Source organism: Sphaerobacter thermophilus DSM 20745 (genome assembly GCF_000024985.1).
Taxonomy (GTDB): domain Bacteria; phylum Chloroflexota; class Chloroflexia; order Thermomicrobiales; family Thermomicrobiaceae; genus Sphaerobacter; species Sphaerobacter thermophilus.
The window spans coordinates 21,644-39,454 of record NC_013523.1; the positions used below are offsets into that span (position 1 = coordinate 21,644).

The 17,811-nt window shown below is 69.5% G+C and carries 21 protein-coding genes; 7 read left to right on the forward strand and 14 right to left on the reverse strand.

The features are described from left to right. Nucleotides 1-60: 60 nt before the first annotated feature. From STHE_RS00100 to STHE_RS00130, 7 genes are all read right to left on the reverse strand, one after another. Complete coding sequence (locus tag STHE_RS00100; RefSeq protein ID WP_012870508.1) at nucleotides 61-1,554, reverse strand: phage terminase large subunit family protein; 1,494 nt, start codon at nucleotides 1,552-1,554, stop codon at nucleotides 61-63. Beyond that, nucleotides 1,551-2,159, reverse strand: a complete 609-nt coding sequence (locus tag STHE_RS00105) for a phage adaptor protein (RefSeq protein WP_012870509.1) — start codon at nucleotides 2,157-2,159, stop codon at nucleotides 1,551-1,553. Before STHE_RS00105 ends, STHE_RS00100 begins: the two co-directional genes overlap by 4 nt. A 102-nt stretch (nucleotides 2,160-2,261) precedes the next feature. Further along, a complete protein-coding gene (locus STHE_RS00110; RefSeq protein ID WP_148219983.1) occupies nucleotides 2,262-3,611 on the reverse strand; it encodes a phage portal protein in 1,350 nt (449 codons plus the stop codon). Nucleotides 3,612-3,764: 153 nt separating this feature from the next. Next, nucleotides 3,765-4,652, reverse strand: a complete 888-nt coding sequence (locus STHE_RS00115; protein ID WP_012870511.1) for a major capsid protein — start codon at nucleotides 4,650-4,652, stop codon at nucleotides 3,765-3,767. A 132-nt stretch (nucleotides 4,653-4,784) separates the two neighbouring features. Continuing rightward, nucleotides 4,785-5,162: a hypothetical protein gene (locus tag STHE_RS00120; RefSeq protein ID WP_012870512.1), complete on the reverse strand. Its 378-nt coding sequence runs from the start codon at nucleotides 5,160-5,162 to the stop codon at nucleotides 4,785-4,787. 193 nt (nucleotides 5,163-5,355) lie between these two features. Then, on the reverse strand, nucleotides 5,356-5,607 hold the full coding sequence (locus tag STHE_RS00125) for a hypothetical protein (RefSeq protein WP_012870513.1): 252 nt from the start codon (nucleotides 5,605-5,607) through the stop codon (nucleotides 5,356-5,358). Beyond that, nucleotides 5,604-6,020 (reverse strand): hypothetical protein, encoded by a 417-nt coding sequence (locus STHE_RS00130; protein ID WP_012870514.1) that lies wholly within the window; start codon nucleotides 6,018-6,020, stop codon nucleotides 5,604-5,606. The genes STHE_RS00125 and STHE_RS00130 overlap by 4 nt, the downstream gene beginning before the upstream one ends. Nucleotides 6,021-6,277: 257 nt before the next feature. Between STHE_RS00130 and STHE_RS18915 the strand changes: the two genes are divergently transcribed. From STHE_RS18915 to STHE_RS00140, 3 genes are all read left to right on the forward strand, one after another. Beyond that, nucleotides 6,278-6,421: a hypothetical protein gene (locus tag STHE_RS18915; protein WP_169308163.1), complete on the forward strand. Its 144-nt coding sequence runs from the start codon at nucleotides 6,278-6,280 to the stop codon at nucleotides 6,419-6,421. Between the two features lie 30 nt (nucleotides 6,422-6,451). Next, nucleotides 6,452-8,284, forward strand: a complete 1,833-nt coding sequence (locus tag STHE_RS00135; protein ID WP_012870515.1) for a diguanylate cyclase domain-containing protein — start codon at nucleotides 6,452-6,454, stop codon at nucleotides 8,282-8,284. 101 nt (nucleotides 8,285-8,385) lie between these two features. Further along, nucleotides 8,386-8,937, forward strand: coding sequence for a Fe-S-containing hydro-lyase (locus tag STHE_RS00140; RefSeq protein WP_012870516.1), 552 nt, complete (start codon nucleotides 8,386-8,388; stop codon nucleotides 8,935-8,937). Between the two features lie 121 nt (nucleotides 8,938-9,058). Here the strand turns inward: STHE_RS00140 and queF are convergent, their stop codons facing one another. Further along, nucleotides 9,059-9,415 carry a preQ(1) synthase gene (queF, locus tag STHE_RS00145; RefSeq protein WP_012870517.1) on the reverse strand — a complete coding sequence of 119 codons (357 nt, stop codon included), beginning with the start codon at nucleotides 9,413-9,415 and terminating at the stop codon, nucleotides 9,059-9,061. 205 nt (nucleotides 9,416-9,620) lie between these two features. On the opposite strand from queF, the gene STHE_RS18920 reads away from it, so the two are divergent. Beyond that, entirely contained in the window at nucleotides 9,621-9,773 is a 153-nt protein-coding gene (locus STHE_RS18920) for a hypothetical protein (protein WP_012870518.1), read from the forward strand. 176 nt (nucleotides 9,774-9,949) lie between these two features. Here STHE_RS18920 and STHE_RS00150 read toward each other — a convergent pair whose 3' ends face one another. The 4 genes from STHE_RS00150 to STHE_RS00165 all read right to left on the reverse strand — a co-directional run bounded on the left by STHE_RS00150 (nucleotide 9,950) and on the right by STHE_RS00165 (nucleotide 13,688). Further along, on the reverse strand, nucleotides 9,950-10,351 hold the full coding sequence (locus STHE_RS00150; protein WP_012870519.1) for a response regulator: 402 nt from the start codon (nucleotides 10,349-10,351) through the stop codon (nucleotides 9,950-9,952). A gap of 284 nt (nucleotides 10,352-10,635) precedes the next feature. After that, nucleotides 10,636-11,655, reverse strand: a complete 1,020-nt coding sequence (locus STHE_RS00155; RefSeq protein ID WP_012870520.1) for a TIGR03557 family F420-dependent LLM class oxidoreductase — start codon at nucleotides 11,653-11,655, stop codon at nucleotides 10,636-10,638. Between the two features lie 321 nt (nucleotides 11,656-11,976). After that, nucleotides 11,977-12,171 (reverse strand): hypothetical protein, encoded by a 195-nt coding sequence (locus tag STHE_RS00160; protein ID WP_012870521.1) that lies wholly within the window; start codon nucleotides 12,169-12,171, stop codon nucleotides 11,977-11,979. 287 nt (nucleotides 12,172-12,458) lie between these two features. Beyond that, nucleotides 12,459-13,688 (reverse strand): trans-sulfuration enzyme family protein, encoded by a 1,230-nt coding sequence (locus tag STHE_RS00165; protein ID WP_012870522.1) that lies wholly within the window; start codon nucleotides 13,686-13,688, stop codon nucleotides 12,459-12,461. A gap of 390 nt (nucleotides 13,689-14,078) precedes the next feature. Here STHE_RS00165 and STHE_RS00170 point away from each other — a divergent pair, with 390 nt between their 5' ends. Both STHE_RS00170 and STHE_RS00175 read left to right on the forward strand, forming a co-directional pair. Further along, the gene (locus STHE_RS00170; protein ID WP_012870523.1) at nucleotides 14,079-14,594 is read left to right on the forward strand and encodes a hypothetical protein; all 516 of its coding nucleotides are present in this window, start codon (nucleotides 14,079-14,081) and stop codon (nucleotides 14,592-14,594) included. After that, nucleotides 14,591-14,836 (forward strand): YtxH domain-containing protein, encoded by a 246-nt coding sequence (locus STHE_RS00175; RefSeq protein WP_012870524.1) that lies wholly within the window; start codon nucleotides 14,591-14,593, stop codon nucleotides 14,834-14,836. The genes STHE_RS00170 and STHE_RS00175 overlap by 4 nt, the downstream gene beginning before the upstream one ends. 92 nt (nucleotides 14,837-14,928) lie before the next feature. Here STHE_RS00175 and STHE_RS00180 read toward each other — a convergent pair whose 3' ends face one another. After that, complete coding sequence (locus tag STHE_RS00180) at nucleotides 14,929-15,474, reverse strand: DUF421 domain-containing protein (protein ID WP_012870525.1); 546 nt, start codon at nucleotides 15,472-15,474, stop codon at nucleotides 14,929-14,931. A gap of 149 nt (nucleotides 15,475-15,623) precedes the next feature. Next, entirely contained in the window at nucleotides 15,624-16,322 is a 699-nt protein-coding gene (locus STHE_RS00185) for an SCO family protein (protein ID WP_012870526.1), read from the reverse strand. A gap of 236 nt (nucleotides 16,323-16,558) precedes the next feature. On the opposite strand from STHE_RS00185, the gene STHE_RS00190 reads away from it, so the two are divergent. Continuing rightward, complete coding sequence (locus STHE_RS00190; protein WP_083776123.1) at nucleotides 16,559-17,746, forward strand: PucR family transcriptional regulator; 1,188 nt, start codon at nucleotides 16,559-16,561, stop codon at nucleotides 17,744-17,746. Nucleotides 17,747-17,811: the final 65 nt, after the last annotated feature.

Consider the following 17,811-nt stretch of genomic DNA (forward strand, 5'->3'; position numbering starts at 1 on the left):
GTCCGAGCGGGGCCGGGGGTGAGGGGGACGGATGACGCACGACGCATGACGCATCACGCATCATCTCCCCCTCCCCCGCGCCAGGCGCGGGCGCCAGTCCTGCTCGTCGAGGACGACGCAGAGCGCCGCGGAGATGAGCAGGTCGTCGTGGGTCCGTGGGTCGGGCACCGACCAGCTCATCAGGCGGTGCGAGCCGGGCCGCACCGTGTAGGTGCAGGCCCGGACCTGCCGCCAGAAGAGCGCGGCGAGCGCGCTCGCTTCGGGATCGTCCGGAGCCGGGGCGTGGTCTTTGAAGCGGCCGCTGTCCACGGCGCTGAGGAAGGACCAGCCGAGCTGGCTCTTGCTGGTGAGGGAGAAGATAAAGGGGAGCACCGCCCGGTCGCCGAGCGATGCGCGGAGGAAGCTCGCGAGGCCCGCCCCGACTCCGGTCGCATCCACGACGACGTAGCGGGCACGCCAGACATGGCGCGCCAGGTCGACCAACTGCGCGTGCAGCGCGGTGTGCTTGACGCCGGTCCAGAGGTAGCGCCGCACGACCTCGTAGCGCGGGCGCGCGTCCTGGTGCACCACCCGCACGACCGTCAATGCCGTGCTGTCCCGCCGCGCGGCCGGGTCGTAGGCCCGGCCGGGATCGACGCTCTCCTCTTCCTCGCCCGCGACATCGAGCAGGAGCGCATACTCCTCACCCGGCACGGCACGGGTGAGCGGCGGGTGGTCGCCCTGCATCTGCCCCTGGCGGCTGGGTGGGAAGAGCCCGCCCTGGCCGTCCAGTTCCAGTAGCTCGTACTCCGTGCGGATGAACGGGTGGTCGGCCCCCAGCAGAGCGATCTGGCGCTCCACGTAGCGCCCGTAGCTGGGCACCTCCTGCGCGACGACCTGCCAGGGAACGCGGAAGAGCCGTCGCCGACCGTCCTCGGCCTCCAGCGCCGCCAGGTGGCGCATCTGGCGGGCGAGCAGCGTGTCGGCGGTCCACACCGTCCCCATGGAGAGGGTCACGGCATCGGTCGATGCCGCCATCGGCGCGAAGACGCTGTCCCAGCGCTCCGGCCTGATGTCCTGGCACTCGTTGGCGACGAGCAGTAGCGAGGCGGTCTGCCCGCGCGCGTTGCTCTGCGGTCCGGCTGAGACGAAGTGGCAGGCTGCGCGGCCGAGCCGCACGATGGTGCCGTCTTGCACCCGTGGCCGGAGTCCGAGAGCGCGGGCACGCTCGCACGTCAGCCGCTCGATGAGCCGGTCCCGCGCCAGGATGCCCTGGGGCCGCAGGGTGGGGAGCGCCACGACGATTGAGCCGCCCGCGCGCTGGAACAGGGTCAGCAGGTAGGCGATGAGCTGGGCGAGCGCCTCGTCCTTGCCCGCCTGGCGGGAGAAGACGATGCCGAAGTCGGCGGGGTGCGAGCGGTCGCCGCGGGCGCGGGCCACAACGGCCGCCGCCACGGCGCGCATCGGCTCCGCCTGGTAGCGCCGCGGGCGGCGGGAGGGGAAGAGCGCGCGGGCGAAGGCCACCGGGTCCGCCAGGAGCGCCCGCATCCCGGCGATCGTCGCCCGCTCGATCACCCGCTGACCTCCACGGTGCGCGTCCGCAGGCGCCGCCGCAGGTCGCGCTGCAGGGCCTGGTAGTCGCGCCGCGCAGCCTCCAGCCGGCTCTCGTAGCGGGGCGGCAGCGGCCCACGCTTCCACTCCTCGCGCGCCCGGAACTCAAGCGCCCACACCAGCGCCCCGGTCAGGATCAACGCCTCCGCGGCCGGCGGCACCGGGAACGGCTCATCGCCGGTCGCCGGAAAGGTCCGGGTCGCGGCGTAGTAGACCGTGTAGCTGCCCGCTACCAATGGCTGTGTGAACCGGAGCGCACCCGCGAACTGCTCCCAGGCCAGCTCCTCCCCGGCCACGACGCGCGCCGGGGCTGCCGCGCGCCGCGGGATGACCTGCCCGCCCGGGGCAACGACCCGCGCCACGTCCAGTGTGTCCTCCGGCAGGGCGATCTCGGTTACTCCCGCGTCGACCGTCGCGGTCAGGACCCGTTCCGCCGGCTCCCACCGGCTGTACCGCTCCAGCGACCAGCGCAACGCCTCGTCCAGCTCTGCATCGGTCCACAGCCCCACCGTGCCGTCGTCCTCCAGCCACAGCCGGAGCCGGTCGCGCATCTGGCTCAGTGTCGGCATATACCCCTCACCCCCGACCCCTCTCCCCTTGTGGGAGAGGGGAGCATGACGCAATACGCAGTACGGCTTACGTTCCCCCTCTCCCGGAGTTGGGTAAGGGGGCTAGGGGGTGAGGGCCGCTCCCTCTTCCCCCAATGCCTCCCGTTCCTCCAGCACCCGGGACCACTCGGCATCAGGTTCGGCGTCGCCGAGGAGGGTCATGGCCGTGCGGCGACTGTGTATCCCGGCGTGGACCAGGGCCGTCTCGCTGCGGACCAGCGCCTCGCGGTCGCTCGGCAGGATCGGGCCCCAGATGACGCCGGTGCGCCGCACCCCGCCGAAGTCCATCCCGCCGAAGCGCTCCATCAGGTCCAGCAGCATCCGGTTGCGGCGGCGGTAGACGCTGTCCCACACCCGCCGCTTGCGCTGGACCTTTTGCACCAGCGGCTGGATCTCCACCTCCAGCGCCGTGCCGGACAGGTTGCGCCCCGAGTCGCCGAAGGCGCTCCGCGGCGTTTCGGCCAGGTCGTAGAGGGCGCGGTACAGCAGCTCCACGTAGTCGATATGCAGCCGCACCCCACCGCCGCTCAGCATGTCGAGCAGGTAGGCCTTGCTGTCTTCCGGGAGCTCCCAGACGGCGCCTTCGTCGGCGCGGATGCCGTCCGACCCAGTGACGTTCTCGAGCACGACGATCGGGTTGCCCGACACCTGCAAGATGCGGCTGATGACCGTCATCCGCCGGTTGAGTTCCCGGCACACGTCCAGCAGGTCGGCCAGGTCGCTCTCGCCCCAGAGCGAGTGCGGCTTGGCGATGTTGGGGAAGATGACATAGGGAATCCACCCGTAGGGGTTCGGCTCGTCGCGGACGATCACGCCCGCGACCTCGAAGCGCACCCGCTCGGCCGTCCAGTCCTCGACGACGCGCACCGCGCCGGGACCGGCGCCGACGTCGACGCCGAACAGGTCGGACGCCTCTTCGGCCGGCAGCGTGTAGAGCTGCACCACGCGGCGCACGGCGCGGACGTTGTCGGGCGCCGACCAGGCCCACAGTGTCGCGGGGTCGACCGAGACCACCAGCGGCCGGCCGGCGTCGCGGTCCCAGGTCACCTTGAAGGCGCCGTCGCCCAGGACGCTGGCGTCGATGAGGGTTTGGGTATCGAGCCCGTGCAGGTCCTGCTCGGCCGCCAGGTCGTTCAGCGCCGTCTCGGCCCGCCGCGCCTGCTCCGGGCTGACGCCGTCGACCGGCGGGACGGTGAACACCACCGGTTCCGGGAAGACGTAGCTGGCGGCTTTGCGCACCAGGGCGCGGGCGTAGTTGATGGTCAACTGGGTTTCCCCGGCCCGGCGTCGCCGATCCCACTGCCGCCCTTCGTAGAAGTCGAGCAGTTCCCGGTAGCGGGTCATCCGGTCGACATCGTGGGCCTGCACCCAGTCGGCCAGCGTCGCGGGGACCACCTCGCCGCTGATCGGCATAAGCGTCACGGATACCTCCTTGGGGATGATGTGTGGCGACGGCCCTCACCCCCTGGTCCCCTCTCCCAACTCTGGGAGATGGGGAACAGGACGACGAATCACTCCCCTCTCTCAAACTTGGGAGAGGGGCCGGGGGTGAGGGCGGTCCCCGCCTCACGCCCCTTCGATGCCACGCAGGCGGGCGACGCCCAGCTCGCTGAAGAGGGCGAGGCCCGCGTACCACTTGATGCGGTGCCGGCTGGCGTCCTTGGTTTCCAGTTCACCGATCGCCTCGATCTGGATGCCGCCGTTCTCGATCCCCATCACGCCGGATGGACCGAACTTGACGGCGTAGATGCTGGAGAGGTTGCTGCCGGCGCCTAGCGTCTCGTCGATCGGGATGAAGTCGTCGACGATGATCGGGATGCCGTCGTAGAAGAGGGCACGGCGACCGAAGGCGTCGACGTCCGTCTCGAGCAGGTTGCCGCTGGTGCGGCGGAGCTGCGAGAGCTTGCGCCGCGTGCGCTTGTGCATCAGCAGCGCGTCCGGCCGCCCGGGCCGGACGAGGTCGATCAGCTCGTCCATCAGGTCGAGGGTGAGAGCACCGCCGTCGGGCCCGGGCTCCAGCGTCTGGGATGCCGGGACGAGCGTCGCGAGGCCGTCGAATGCCTTGGGATTGGCAGTGCTGTCGCCGTTGAAGAAGGTGTCGCTGAAGAGGTGCGCGACGGCCTTGGCTCGGCTCTCGATGACGATCGCCTCCAGGTCGTTCGGGTCGGCGTACGTCTGCTGCAGAAAGTTGTCGACATCCGCGTCGCCGCCCAGGATCTTGAGCGCGACCGTGACCTGCGTGAACTCAGGCGTCGCCTCCTGCCAGGTGTCGCCGACGTCGTAGAACTGCGCGGCGGGCATCGTCTTCTCGCGGTTGTAGGTGAGCGCGGTGCCGGTGACGTTCATGAAGGGGAGCAGCGTCAGCACGCTCGACTCCATCACGATCGTCTCGATCACGCCGCGCAGCAACATGTCGTTCGTCAGCTTTGCCGCTTCCACCTTGGTCAGTGCCATTGGAAATCCCTCCCCTCGTGGTACGTCATGGCGGGACGGCCCTCACCCCCGCTCCGTACTGCGTATTGCGTACTTCCCCCTCTCCCCTTGTGGGCTCCGTCCGAGAGGGGCCGGGGGTGAGGGGTTCTCCCGCTACCCCCGCCGCCGTCGCAGTCCCTCGGCGATCTTGGCGCTCGCCGACAGGCGCTCGACGTGGGCGGGAGATGGCTGCCGGCCGGGCTGGCCGGCCGGGATACCGGGCGCGTTGCTCGGCTGGCTCCGGATGCTCTCGGCGATGCGGGCGTAGGCGGCCCGAGCCGGCTCGATGCTCTCCATCAGTTCGTCGAAGGTGGTTCCCTTGATCATGTCTGGCACCACGTCGGGGTGCGCCGCCAGGATCAACTCGCGGATGCGCTCCAGGTCGAACCCCTCCGTGCCGTCCGCGCCCTGCTCCGAGTGCTTCCCAGGCTCCGTGTGCTCCGGGCTCTCGCTCTCCGGGGGGCGCTCGACCACGTCATCCGGCCGTTCCATGGTTCCTCCTGTTCCGTGAGTCGTGTTGCGTGTTTCGTGTTCCGTATTGCGTAGTGCGTATTGCGTGCGGTCTAGTCCATGTTCCGTGTCGCGAGCGATAACTCACGCATCACGCATCACGCATCACGCATGACGCATGACGGGGCACGGAGCACGGAACACGCAACACGCAATACTCACCACGCACCTTGCCTCACCCCACTCCGGCCAGCCGGAGCAGGACCTCGATCGCGATCGACCCGATCACCAGCGTGAAGAGGTAGTTGATCCGCGTCTTGATCTCCCGCAGCTCGGCTGTGAGATCCTCGACGTGGGCGCGGGTGACGGCGCCGTAGGCGCAGCCGGGTTCCAGATCGACCCCTGCGCGGCGCCCGGCGCGCGTCACGATCTCCCGCAGGGTCGCCCCGCTGCGCAGCGCGGCCTGCCGGGACTCCTCGCTGCTCATGGATCACCTCCGAGTCCAAGTTCGAGCAGCACCTGCGTCATCGCCGCTGTCAACCCCTCTGCCGTCCCGGCCGCCAGCGTCCGCTGGGTGCGGATTGCGCGGACCACGGCATCGACGATCCGCGGGATGCTCGCGGCCAGCCGCGCCGGGTCGTCCTCTTCGGCCAGCACCCGCGCCAGGACCAGCCGGAGCGCGCTGATCTCCTCCGCCAGCGACTCCTCGGTTCCCGACTGCGCTAGCAGCTCGGCCACCCGCTGCTCGATCAACTCGCGAACGCCCGGTGCCAGAACCGGCGCGTTCTGCGCGGCCGGACCGGCCCGGATGCGCGTCGGGTCGTGTGCCCAGCAGTAGTCCCGCCCTCGCATGGCCCAGGCGCGGCAGCCGGGCCGGGCGCAGGGTCGTCCTCGTCCCATCCCCAGCTCCCCTCGTTTCGTGTTCGACTACCCGTCTACTGATGCGTACACATCGGCGGCCGGAAAAGCGAACAAATGTTCTGGTTCGAGGGTGGAGATAGTCAGTTCGACCCATTTCCGATCAGGACCAATCGTTCATGCTGACAATGATTGGCCTGTATACGCTAGTGCCCGTGCTGGACGAGAGTGGGTGATGGGCGGGAGCCTGTCCGCACCGTCTCTCTGGTTCCGGCGCACGTGTTGGATGTCGAACGGCGGTGACGCGGCGCAGACGCCTGCGGGAGCGAGCGCTCGAGCGGCTGAGCACCCGGGCGACTGGGCCGGGGAGTGAGGGGCACCGGCGGCGCGCAGGCGCAGGTGTGATGGTCCTCTTCAGCGTCTTCTTGTTCGTCGCCTGGTAGCTGACCGAGTTGGGCGGTCGGACCGCGGAGATGGCGATCGGCCATATCTTGTTCAGTCTTATTTCCACGCTCCCGGCGCTGGTGCTCTGGCGCCTGGTTGCCCGCGTCCCGCTCGCGGGGAACGAGCGGCGTGCCTGGTTGCTCCTCGCGCTCGGCATGACCCTGAACGCCGCCGCCGACTGGATGTGGGCGTGGTACGAACTCGTCGCCCAGGCGGCGCCTTTCCCGTCCGCCGCCGACGTTGGCTACCTGCTCTCCTATCCCCCGATCGTTGCGGGACTGCTCCTCATGCCCGGTGTCTCGCCGCAACGGGGCGGTCGCGCGGAGCTGTGGCTCGACGCGCTGATGGTCGTGGTCGGCGGCTTCATGGTCCTGTGGTACGTCGTGCTCTACCCTACGGCGACGGCCGAGAACGCGTCGCTGCTGGAGTGGGTGCTCTCCGTGGCGTATCCCCTCGCCGACGTGCTGGTGCTCTTCGGTGCCGCCGTGGCGCTCGTCCGGTTGCCCGATGCCCGGCGCACGACCGCCCACATCCTCCTCTGCGTCGGCTTCATCGCCTTCCTGGTGGCGGACACCGGCTGGTCCCGCCTGTGGTTGGCCGGAGCCTACAACCCCGAGTCCTGGCCCGGCATTGCCTACGTGCTGTGCTACCTGTTGGTCGTCGCGGCTGCGCACGTGCGCGAACGGGTCGAGCGTATGCCGCCCGATGTGGTGCCCCGCCCCGGCACGCGTGGCTGGCGCTGGCGGCTGAGCATCTCGAGCGCGGCGTCCCTGCTCGGCGTCGGCTTTCTGCTTCTCGCCGGGCTACGGCAGGGGAGTCTATCCCTCGCGGGAATGCTCTTCGGCGTCGCGGCCCTCCTGACCCTGGTGCTTCTGCGCCAGGGGCTGATCATCCGCGAGAACGCCGCGCTGCTCGCGCGAACTGTGGCCCTCGCGCAGGCGCTCCGGCGGAGCGAACGGCGATTCCGCGCGCTGGTCCAGAATGTGTCGGACCTGATCGTGATCCTCGGCCCCGACGGCACGATCCGCTACGTCAGCCCCGCTGCGGAGCACCTCCTCGGCTACCCGCCGGACGAGCTCCAGGGCACCGTCGTCTACCCGCTGGTGCATCCGGACGACCTGTCGCTCCTGAGGCGCGAGCTGGCGCACATCCTGAAGCAGCCCGGTGTGGTGAGGCGCGTCGAGCTCCGGGCGCGGCACCGCGACGGATCCTGGCATCACCTGGAGGCCGCCGTCAGCAACCTCCTGACCGACCCGGATGTCGGCGGCGTCGTCGCAGTCATGCGCGACATCTGCGAGCGGAAGGAGCTGGAGGCCCAACTTCGCCACCAGGCGTTCCATGATCCGCTGACTGGTCTGCCGAACCGGACCCTCTTCATGCACCGGGTCGATCTCGCGTTCGCCGAGGCTGAGCGCAACGGCCGGACCGCCGCCCTCGTCTTCATCGACCTCGATGACTTCAAGTCCGTGAACGACACGTTCGGGCATGAGGTCGGCGACTTGCTCCTGGTCAAGGTCGGTCAGCGGCTGGCCGCCACGCTGCGCGACGGCGACATCGCGGCGCGCCTGGGTGGCGACGAGTTTGCCGTTCTCTTCGACGATGTCGAGAGTCACGCGGACGCCGTTGCCGCGGCGAACCGGCTGCTCGCCGCGCTGAGTCAGCCCATCCGCGCGGCCGGGCGGGACTTCACCGTGACCCCCAGTATCGGGCTTGCGGTGCACAACCCCGGTATCTCTCCCCGGGAGATGCTGCGCCGTGCCGATCATGCCATGTACCATGCGAAGGCGCGCGGGCGCGGCTGCCTGGAGATCTACACGGCCGGGTTGAACGTGGCCGGCTGGAAGCAGGTGGCACAGGTGTAAGGCCCACCGGCCGTCACCCGCGCGATCGGATTCGTCCGGCCGGGAGTCGGTTGCACACCCGCCGGTGGGCTGCAGCCGCCCGGAGGAGGTGACCAGTGACAATGGAGCCGACGCGCATCACGGCCCCGCTCGACGCGGAAACGGCGTCCCGCCTGCGTGCCGGGGATGCCGTGCTCATCAGCGGCACGCTGCTCACCGCGCGCGATGCTGCCCACAAGCGGCTCACGGAGGCCCTGGCCAGCGGTGAGCCGCTGCCGGTGGACCTGCGAGACCAGATTGTCTACTACGTCGGACCCGCCCCGGCGCGGCCCGGCGCCATCATCGGCTCAGCCGGCCCGACCACCAGCGGTCGAATGGACCCGTATACCCCCGCGCTGCTGGCAGCGGGGCTGCGCGGCATGATCGGTAAGGGCCACCGCTCCCCGGACGTGCGCGAAGCCATCGTCCGCTACGGCGCGGTCTACTTCGCCGCCGTCGGGGGCGCCGGGGCACTGCTGGCGCGGCGCATCACCGCCGCCGAGGTCGTGGCCTACCCCGACCTCGGCCCCGAGGCGATCCACCGCCTGACCGTCGTCGACTTCCCTGCCATCGTCGTCAACGACGCGCACGGCGGCGACCTCTACGCCGATGCCGCGGGGCGGTATAGGGAGTGATGCGTCACCCGCTGAGCTCCCCCTCTCCCCTGGTGGGAGAGGGGGCCGGGGGTGAGGGGAACGTGTGACGCATGACGCATGACGCATAACGCATGACGCATAACGCATGACGTGTGACGTCCTACTCCCGCGTATATTCCGCCTTCACGACCGTATGCAGGCCGCCGCGGATGTTGAAGTCGCCGATAACGGTCGCCCGGCGCGGGTCGACCGCGGCGACCAGGTCGTCGAGGATCTGGTTGGTGACCTTCTCGTGGAAGGCGCCCTCGTTGCGGTACGACCAGAGGTACAGCTTGAGCGACTTCAACTCCACGATCTTCTGGTCCGGGACATAGCGGATGGTGATCGTGGCGAAGTCGGGTTGGCCGGTTACCGGGCAGACGCAAGTGAACTCCGGCGTCGAGATCTCGATCTCGTAGTCCCGCTCCGGCTTGGGGTTGGGCACCGTCTCAAGATTCTTGCTGGGCTGCGTTGGCATGCAGTATCGCCTCCTGGATAGAAATGGCGTGCGTGCGCGGTCGGCTGCGTCACCGGGCGCGTCTGTGTAAGTATACGAGGGGCAGGCGCCGGAGCCGTCGCGCGGCGCCCTTGACGCAGGGCCGCCTGTGGGCGATGCTCTAGGGTGCATCGGCGGCGGGGGCGGAGCCGTGCCTCACGCCGCGAGGAGGATCGCTGGAGGAAACATGCAGGGGTTTGAGCCACATCGCCTCACGCCGCGGGAGCGCCGGATCGTCCTGACGGTGCTCGCGCTGTCGCTCATCGTCCTGGCGGTCTGGATCGGGGTCCTCATCTTCATGCTGCCGGATCCCAGCCACGGGACGTTCGTCGCCCCGTAGCCGGGCAACCTCGCGCCGCGGGCCGGGGCACGCGGTGCACAGAACACGCGCCGGACGGGTTTCGTGCCCGGTCCGGCGTCTTGCTGTGCGCTCTTCGGGGCGCGGCGTGCCAGGCCGGGCTCTGCGGCACCCCGGCAATGCCGCCGCCGGCCGACCACCGGCGTGCCGCGGCGGGGTCACCCTTCCCCATGGGAATCTGCTAGTGCCCGCGCCACGCTCTCCAGGAATTGATCAATCCCGAAGGGCTTCGGGATGAACTCCTTGCAGCCAAGTTCTTCCAGTTGCTCCCACACCACCGGGCGCACGTCGGCGCTGATCGCCACCACCGGGAGTTGGGAGAAGCGCGGATCGGCCCGCAGATCCCGCAGGATGTCGATCCCGTTCCGGTGTGGCAGCAGGAGGTCGAGCACCACCAGGTCGGGTTGCTCTTCCTCCACGCGCTGCATCACCAGCCCGCCGTCCGCTTCGCTGACCACGCGGTAGCCGCCGAACTCGGTCAGCGTGCTGGCGATGACCTCATTATTTGACGGATCGTCCTCGGCGATCAGGATCAGTGGGCGCGCCGCAGACTGGTCCATGTCTGTTTCCTACACTGCCCAGGTGCGGCGCCGAGTGCGCCGCGGACGATGAACCGTAGCGCCTGCTGCCGTTCACACGGTGCTCCCCCTTCTGACCGGAGAGGAGCCCGAGACACGCGAGCAATGGAGCACCAGCTCCCCGACCTGGTCGTTCTGCCCTCAACAGCCCTGGCTCGATACTCTTCAATTAGCACGAACGCAGGAAAAAATCTAGAGCAGATCGGCCCGACGTGCGTGATTCGTGCACGCCGGGCCGGCCAGTCTCACGGTGCTGCGTTGGATGGTCAGGCGGAGGCGGTCGACGCCAGCGCGCTGCCGTCGGGCCAGCGGAGGTGCGGGATGACCTTCTCCCCGTAGGCGCGGATGAACTCCTCCTGGTTCCGCCCGACGTTGTGCACGTAGACCTCGGTGAAGCCGAGGTCGATGTAATGCTGGATATGCGCGCGGTGGGCGTCAAGATCTGCCGACATGAACACCCGGCCGGTGAAGTGCTCCGGCCGGACCAGCCGGGCCATCGCGGCGAAGTGCTCCGGATCGCGGATGTCCTGCTTGGGGAAGTTCATCCCGCCGTTCGGCCACTCCCGCACGGCCTGCTCCACCGCCTCCTCGTCGGTCTCCGCCCAGGAGACGTGCAGTTGGATCATGCGCGGCATGGTCGCCGGGTCCTTGCCCGCCTCACGGGCGCCCTTCTCGAAGCGACCCATCAGCATCTGGATCTTCTCATCCGCCGCGCCGACGGTGATGATCCCGTCGCACAGCCGCCCCGTCCGCTCGCTCATGATCGGGCCGGAGGTTGCCACCAGGATGGGTGGCGGCGTCTCGGGCATCGTCCAGAGCCGTGCCGACTCCATCTTGATGTGCTTGCCCCAGTACTTCACCGTCTTTCCCGTGAAGAGCTTGCGGATGACTTCGATCGACTCGATGAGCCGTTCCAGCCGCTGCGGCGGCTCGGGCCAGTACTCGGCCACGATGTGCTCGTTGAGCGCCTCCCCCGCGCCCAAACCGAGCCAGAAGCGGCCGGGGAACATCGCCTCGAGCGTGGCCGCCGCCTGGGCCACGATGGCGGGATGGTAGCGGTAGCCGGGCGGCGTCACCCCGGTGCCGAAGCGCAGGTTGGTCGTGGCGCCCAGCGCGCCCAGCCACGACCAGACGAAGGCGCTCTGCCCCTGCTGCGGCGTCCAGGGTTGGAAGTGGTCCGAGGCCATGACCGAGTCGAAGCCCACCTGCTCAGCGAGCTGACACCAGCGCAGGAGGTCGGTCGGGTGGAACTGCTCGAACATCGCCGCGTAGCCCAGTCGGCTCATGTGGTACACCCCTCTCTCCGTTGACTCCACGGCAGACAATAGCCGTATTCACCCCTCTTGCCAACACTCTCGCCCCCATTGCACTTCCCGAGCCGGGCGGCACAGGAGCGCCGGCATGCCGCCGGCTTCGGTATGCGACTCCCTCTCCCAAAGTTGGGAGAGGGGGCGGGGGTGAAGTCCTCGCTCGCGGGGACTGGCACGACGCCGGCGCTCGTGGCCATTGAGCCGTCACGGGGGTGCGGCTCCCGCCCAAGATAGGAACGACCCCTGCCGGCTTGCTCCCGGCAGGGGTCGATGTGAACCGCGGAATCGGTGCAGACGCTAGCGGATGTCAAGCAGCCGCAGACGGCGGATGCGCCGCAGGATCGACTCATCCCGCCTAGCCGGCGCCTGCTGGCGCTCGCCGCGCGCAGCAGCCTGCACCAGCGAGTCGTTCAGCCGGCTCGGCACCGGTACCGCCCGGATCACCGGCCGGCCATCCTGGTTGATCACGGTGTAGCGCACGGAGGTCTGCATTGCGTACCACCTTTCCAGGCCGTCATTGGCACAAAAATCCCCCGGCTGAACCGGGGGCGTGGCACGCATGGCAACACGCTGGCCCCGGTCAGCCGCTGAGAACGGTGACTCCCTTGTGAGTACTACCGGGTTCCAACGTTGACCCTTTCACGAGGCCGAGTGCGGCAGTCGTCAATCCCCAGAAGGGGAGAGCCGCACACCACAGGCCCAGGACGCCCCGCGTCCCGGACCCCATTAACCTAACACGACGCTGCCTCACCGTCAACCCGCAACGCGGGCGATGCGGCCTAGCGGGACGTCCCCGCCGCTGCCCGCAGTGCCTGGTCGAGGTCGGCCAGGATGTCCTCCGGCGCCTCGATCCCGACGGAGATGCGCACCAGTCCATCCCCGATGCCGTAGGCGGCGCGCTCCTCGGGTGTCAACGCGCGGTGCGACGACATCGCCGGGTAGAGAGCCAGCGAATAGACGTCGCCGAGCGAGGTGGCCGGGACAATCAGCTCCAGCGCCGACAGGAAGGCGAAGACCTGCTCTCGCCCGCCGTCCTTGATCTCGAAGGAGATCATGCCCCCATAGCCGCGCTCGCCGAAGAGCCGCCGTGCCGTCGCATGGCTCGGGTGGCTGGTGAGGCCGGGATAGTTGACGTGTGCGACCAGGGGATGCTCGACCAGTGCGCTCGCGATCGCCGCCGCGTTGGCGCAGTGCCGCTCCATCCGCAGCGGTAGCGTCTTGAGCCCACGCAGCGCCAGCCAGGCCTCGAAGGGGCCGATCGTCGCGCCGGTCGTGCGGGCGAAGGTTGCCAGGCGCTCCCGTCGCTCCTTGCTCGTCGCCACGATGCCGCCGGTGACATCCCCATGCCCGCCGATGTACTTGGTCAGCGAGTGGATGACCAGATCTGCCCCGTCCGCGGCGGGCGCGTAGAGTGTCGGGCAGAAGGTCGCGTCGACCATTACCGTCGCCCCGACACGGTGCGCCATCTCCACCACGGCCGGCACGTCGGTCACCCGCAGCAGCGGGTTCGAGATCACCTCGCAGACGACGAGGGCCGGGCGCAGTCGCTCGATTGCCGCGCCCACCGCCTCCAGGTCGAGCATGTCCACGAACTCGACGCGGCAGCCCCACTCGCGTAGCTGCCCGTTCAGCATGGCGTAGGTCGCGCCGTAGAGGTCGCGGGACGCCACGATGGCGTCGCCCGGCGCGATGCTGGTCATGATCGCCGCATGCAGCGCCCCCATGCCGGAAGCAAAGGCGAAGGCCGTCTCCGTTCCCTCCAGGTCGGCAACGGCGACCTCCAGGGCACGGGTCGTCGGGTTCCCATAGCGGGTGTAGACAAAGGCGTCCTCGGCACCGCCGAGGGCCTGGTCCATCACATCCAGATCCTCGTACACGAACGAGGCGCTCGGGTAGATCGGCGTGGTGACCGGAACGAAGTCCGGGCGTGCCGGACGCTCGCCGGTGTGGACCACGCGGGTTGCGATATCGAGCTTGCGCGGACCCCGGCTCGGGGATGGCGACTGCATGCTGGTTCCCTCCCGTCCCACGGCTGACGCAACAATGCCGGGCCAACCTCTCCAGCCGCATCCTACCGCCGCCGGACCCTCTGCGCCACCCGGCTGTCCCGGAGCGCGGGCATCCTTCCCGACCCCTCGTGTGTGGCTCCCCTCTCCCAACGTTGGGAAAGGGTTGGGGGGTGAGAGCCGCGTCCGCTGGGCGCGACTCCCGGTGACGCCCGCGCTCCGTGTGACCTACTATCCCTGCTTCACGGCGAGCGAGGATCTACCGGGCCGTTTGTTTGACACTGGCAGCATGTGGCCCGTACCATGGACGCTGCGGGCATGGTGGCGCGGATTTGACGGTGCGCCCCGCTCGCGACTGATGAGCCTGAGGTTGAGACTGGTGGGGGCTGCGTCATGGCGGAGGGGCCGGAGAGCGGGATCCGGGAGACGGTCTATAAGCAACCGGCGGGAAAGGTGCCGACTCCAGCCACGGAGGTCAGCGGGACGCGCGTCGGGTCGGTCGAGGCGCAGACGGTCCTGATGAACCGCAGCTCGGCCGATGGCGTGACCGCCGAGCGCGTGAGCATGGAGCAGTCGGCAGCGCGGGGGATCGACGCGCGCAGCGCGCAGCTCGATCGCTCCGCGGCGATGTCGGTCCGGAGCGAGCGCGCCGTGCTCCAGCGCAGCCAGGTAACGCAGGTCTCGGCCGACGACGTGCGGATGGTGCGCAGCCGGGCTGGACTGGTGCGCGCCGAGCGGGCGCATCTGGAAGACGGCTCGCGGGTGCTGGTGCTGGCGGGCCAGGCGGAAGGTGATGTCCGCCCGACGTTCGACCTGCCCGGCGCAGCGGCTTTCGGTGCGGCCGCGGGCGTGGCGCTCGCGATCGCCGCCGCGCTGCTGCGGCGGCTGTTCGGGAGGGGGACGCGATGATGGGCCTACTCCGCGGAATCCTCAAGTTCGGTGGCGGCGCGCTGCTCGGCGCCGCGGTCGGGGCGGCAGTCGCCTCGCTGCTGGCGCCGGAGAGCGGACCGGAGCTGCAGGAACGCGTCCGCGAGCGGCTCGAAGAGGCGAAGAAGGCGCGTGCCGAGGCCGAGGCCGAGACGGAGCGGCAACTGCGCGAGCAGTTCCGCCAGGCGGTGAACGACCCGGACGCGCTCTCCGGCAAGCCGTAGAGCCCGCGTCGTGCCACCTTCCGGCCGGCTTTCGTCTCTTCCCTCCCGGTCCGGCGTGGAGCCGGTTCCACGCCGTCGCGCCTGATCGGTGTCTACCGCACCGCGTCGTTGGGCTGCTGCTTCGGCTCCCCCTGTTTCTCGCGTGGGATCGCGGTGATGATCCCGTTGCTCTCCATGTAAGCCTCTTTGACGTCCTCGATCCGCTCCACCCCCTGCGCGCGCAGTTGTCCCATGATCTCGTCGCGCGTCAGCAACTCGCTGGCGGCGTTCTTTGGGAGCAATCTCCCGTCCTTGATCAGCAGCAGCGGCTGCGGCTCGATCACCCGGCGGACACGGGGGAAGCGGTAGGAGACGAAGGACAGTAGCATGCTCCAGCCGACGATTGTCGCGGCCAGCACCAGTGCGTCCGGGACGGCGGTGTACTCACCCGCCATACCGTTCTGTACCGCGTCGGCAATCAGCACGACGACCAGCAGGTCGGTGAGCCGGATTCCGGCGGCTTCACGCTTCAGCAGGAACCGGAGCCCGAAGAAGAGCACTAAATAGATGACGCTGCCCCGCACGACGATCTCCAGGATCGGCGTCGAGGGCAGGAAGATCGCGCCCCAGTCAGCGGGCAACCAGAATGAGAGCAGCATCGCCGGACGTCCCCTGACCGTTTCCCGGCTCGCACCGGGCGGTCCGCGAGGGCACCCCGGTATCGGCAGCGGGCGGGGTGCCTGCCACTGTCCGGACGATGCAATCCAGGGGCCACGGCCGAACCCGCGTCCGAACGGAGGCGCCGCCGCTACCCGGCCAGGATCTCAAGGTTGTCGGCGATCTCCTCGGGAGGTGTTCCCGAGCGCAGCAGGACGCGCCAGTTGCCGTCGCGGTCAATGAGGAAGATCGCGTCGGTGTGGGTGAACTGCTGGCCGTCGCCCGCCGCGGGCGTGGCTTCGTGGTCGGCGTGATCGCCGTGCTCGCCTTGCCCGCCGTGCGCGTCCGCTCCGGCATGGTCGTCGGCCATCATCGCGCCCGAATCGACATAATAGCTCGCCCAGACGGGCTCAAGCGTGGCGGCGTCGGCGGTCAGCGCGAACCAGGCCGGGTTCTCCGCCAGCCCGTGCCGCTCAGAGTACTCCTGGAGCACCTCCGGCGTGTCGCGTGCCGGATCGACGGTGATCGCCACCAGCGCGACCCGTTCCTGCGCGTCCTCCGGCAACTGCTCGTACGCCTGCCGCAGGTGCTGGGTGATCAGGGGGCAGATGTCCGGGCAGTGGGTGTAGATGAAGGTGAGCGCGACCGCCTTGCCCCGCAACTGCGACAGGCTGACGGTCTGCCCGCGGTGATCCGTGAGCGTGAAGTCCGGCGCCGGCTCCTGGCCTAGGTCGGTGCCGGTCAACTCCCGCGACCCGCCGCACGCCGCGAGCAGGGTGACGAGCCCCAGAAACAGGACGAGCGTCAGCGTGGGACCGATGCGGCGGCGACTGGCTGGACGGGTGGGCATGCGGTAGTCTCCTCCTCGCTGTCGATGTCGTGGTGCCGGGCACCGGTCCGTCCGGGGTCGGCGCGGCCCTTGAATGCTACCACCCGCGTCCGCGGCGCCACCCGACCAGCGGCTGGCATGTGTTCTGCATCACGCAAGCACGCTGCCCGCTGGGGCGGGGTGGCGTTTCCTGACACCGGCATCTCGATCAGTGCTGGAACACATCCGCTCGGCGGATGGAGGCCCGCACGGTGGCGATGGTCAAGGTACAGTTCGATCGCGTGGCGGAGGTGGTCCTGGAGCGGACTGCCGAGTTGCTCGCAGCCGATGTCGCTGTGGTCGATGATCGCGGGGTGACGCGTGCCAGTACCGACCCCGACCTCGTCGGCCTCCCATTCGATGCGGTTCAGCCGGACCCCACCGGGCACTTCCTGCGTGTTCCCCTGCGGGTCGACTCCCATGAGGGACAGGTAATCGTCGGCCCGCCGGTCACCGGCGAAGCGACGTCGCCGCGGCTGGTGCAGGCTCTGGTGGAGCTGGTGATCAACCAGGCGGCGGTGCTGGAGCAGATTCCCAAGCGCCACGAACTGAAGGACAAGTTCATCCACGATCTGCTCCGCGGGCAGTTCGGCGACGAGGCCGACGTGCTGCGCGTGGCCCAGATCCTGGGGATGGACTTCACCCGACCGCGCGCGGTGATCCTGATCGACGCCGCGGAGTTTATCCTCAGCGCGAGTGGTCCCGACCGGCCCGAGGCGGCCGAGGTGCAGCGGCGGCGGCGCGCCCAGCTCGTGATCGCCAGCGTCGTCGGCTTCTTCGACCTGCCGAACGACAGCATCTGCGCCTACATCGGCGACGGCGACATCGCGGTGCTCAAGGCCAGCAGCACGCAGGATCTGGTGGCCTGGACCGATGAGGACAGCCCTGACCAGCCCGCCGCCTCGTGGGCCAACCTCAGCGCGCTCAAGCGCGCCGCGGACGCCTTGCTCGCCCGGCTGCGGCGGGACACCGGCGCCCATGTCAACGTCGGGATCGGCCGCTACCATCCCGGCATCCGCGGGCTGGCCCGCTCGTACCAGGACGCGCGGGCGGCGCTCTTCCTCGGCCGCCGCTTCCACGGCCAGAACCGGGTCCACTGCCTGGACGGGCTGGGTATGGCGGCCTTCGTCGGCGTGGCCGACGAGCGGACGAAGATCGACCTGGCGCGACACCTCCTCAGCCCGCTCGACCACGCTCCGGAGCTGCTGGAAACGCTGGATGCCTTCTTCGCTGCGGACTGCTGCCTCTCCGACGCCGCCGCGCGCCTCGCGATCCACCGCAACACCCTCAGCTACCGGCTCGACAAGGTCGCGTTGCTGACCGGCCTCGACCCCCGCCGCTTCGACGACGCCGTCCAGGTCCGCCTCGCCCTCCTCGTCCGCTCCCTCCGTTCCGCCACGGAGTGAGGGGGACCTGGCCCTCACCCCCGGCCCCGCTCCCACCCCTCGGTCAGGCGCTCGGGAGCGGGGCG